The organism is Streptomyces sp., assembly GCF_019510245.1.
Classification (GTDB): domain Bacteria; phylum Actinomycetota; class Actinomycetes; order Streptomycetales; family Streptomycetaceae; genus Streptomyces.
Map to the genome: position 1 here is coordinate 1 of NZ_JAEKKT010000505.1, position 1,696 is coordinate 1,696.

At 69.8% G+C, this 1,696-nt stretch carries 4 protein-coding genes; 2 read left to right on the plus strand and 2 right to left on the minus strand.

Going from position 1 to position 1,696, the window contains the following annotated elements; genetic code table 11:
- Positions 1–256: helix-turn-helix domain-containing protein (locus tag JF597_RS54715; RefSeq protein WP_294014636.1), on the minus strand; the 256-nt coding region annotated here is incomplete at its 3' end.
- Between the two features lie 90 nt (positions 257–346).
- Between JF597_RS54715 and JF597_RS54720 the strand changes: the two genes are divergently transcribed.
- Both JF597_RS54720 and JF597_RS54725 read left to right on the plus strand, forming a co-directional pair.
- Positions 347–793: a DUF1772 domain-containing protein gene (locus JF597_RS54720; protein WP_069764919.1), complete on the plus strand. Its 447-nt coding sequence runs from the start codon at positions 347–349 to the stop codon at positions 791–793.
- Between the two features lie 38 nt (positions 794–831).
- Positions 832–1,266: a DUF4267 domain-containing protein gene (locus tag JF597_RS54725; RefSeq protein WP_294014641.1), complete on the plus strand. Its 435-nt coding sequence runs from the start codon at positions 832–834 to the stop codon at positions 1,264–1,266.
- On the opposite strand, the gene JF597_RS54730 is transcribed toward JF597_RS54725, so the two are convergent.
- A partial coding sequence (locus tag JF597_RS54730; protein WP_294014644.1) for a GNAT family N-acetyltransferase occupies positions 1,257–1,696 on the minus strand: 440 nt, incomplete at its 5' end. The genes JF597_RS54725 and JF597_RS54730 overlap by 10 nt on opposite strands.

The following is a 1,696-nucleotide window of genomic DNA, read 5'->3' on the forward strand; positions in this document are numbered from 1 at the left end:
GGCCGTCCGCGGCGGAGGTCGCCGCCCGCACCGCCGTGGCCAGTTCGGTGGCCCCCTGAAGGGCGACGGCGCCGATGATCTCGCGCTTGCCGCGGAAGTGGCTGTAGAGAACCGGCTGACTGTATTCGATCCGCTCGGCGAGCCGGCGGGTGGTGACCGCGTCCCAGCCCTGCTGCTCGGCGAGTTCGCGGGCCGTCGCCACGATGAGGCGCTCGCGGTCCGCCCGTTCGCGCTGCTTGCGTTCCTGTACCGACATACTTCGATACTAGCATCGCTAGACAATCGAGCTGCAGTAGTACTAGCGTTGCCTCGACAGCTAGCAGCGCTAGTTCACGGAGGGATCGTCATGCTCAACGCACTCGAGGTCGTCACCACCGTCGTCGTCGGCCTGATGGTGGGGGTGGAGTTCTCCGTCGCCTTCATCATGAACCGGATCCTGGACGCGCTTCCCGAGGACAGCGGCCAGCTCGGCCACGCCCACGGCGGCCGGATGCTCGGCACCCTGATGCCGTTCTGGTACATCGGCTCGCTCGTCCTCAGCGCGATCTGGGCCATCGCGGGATGGCACCACCACGGCGCCGGACTCGTCGTCACCGCCGCCGGACTGCTGATCGTCAGCGTGGTCATGTCGGTGCTGCTGCTCGTCCCGATCAACAACCGGAACAGGACCTGGACCCCCGAGAACCGGCCCGCCGACTGGAAGGAGCAGCTGAACCGCTGGCAGCGCTACCACTACGTCCGCGTCGCCGTCCTCATCGCCGCCTTCGCCCTGCTCGCCGCCGCCCTCGTCTGACACCACCGCCGGCCCGACCTCTCGCAAGGAGAAGAACGATGTCGCTGAAGAAGATCAACACCGTCCTGACCGTCGCCTTCGTCCTCTTCATCCTCTGGTTCGGGATGGAGTTCATCCTGCGCCCGGAGACGACGGCGCCGACCTTCGGCCTGCCGAGCTGGCCATCCGGCGACGGTGGCGGGTTCCTGATCATCAAGGGAATCCGCGATGTCGTCCTGGCCCTGGTCCTGGCCATCCTGCTGGTGACGGGCCACCGCCGGGCACTGGGCTGGGTGCTGGTGGTGGAGGCCTTCGCCGCGTACGGCGACATGACCACCGTGCTGGCCCACCACGGCTCCGTGGCCACCGCGCTCGGCGTCCACGGCCTGACCGCGACACTGATGGTGGTGGGCGGCCTGCTGATACTGCGTGAGACCCGCGAGGTCGCGGCCGCTCCGGCAACATCCGGCGCGACACCTGTCCTTCAGCGGTGATCGCTCCCGCTGGTCACGACCCGCTGCGCGCCCTGACCGGCCCGGCCGGGCCGCACGTACAGCCGAAGCCCTGGTTCCGCCTCCCCGTACGCCTGCTCCTCCTCCATCGTCGCCCGGACGTATCCGGCCCGGGCGATCACCCGCTGCGAGGCGGCGTTGTCGGGCTCGATGGTGGCGCAGAGGCTGCGCACGTCGTCGCGGGCCAGGGCCCAGTCGCTGAGGGCGCGCAGGGCCTCCGTGGCGTAACCCTGGCCGCGGGCGCTCTCGGCGAGGTCGTAGCCGACCTCCACGCGGCCGTCCTCGTCGGGGGCGCCGTGGAAGCCCATGCCGCCGATCGCGCGGCCGTCCTCCCGTCGTACGAGGGCGAAGAGGCCGAACTCCGGGCGGTGAACGCCCGCTTCGTAGGCCTTGATGGTCATGCCGGCGGCCT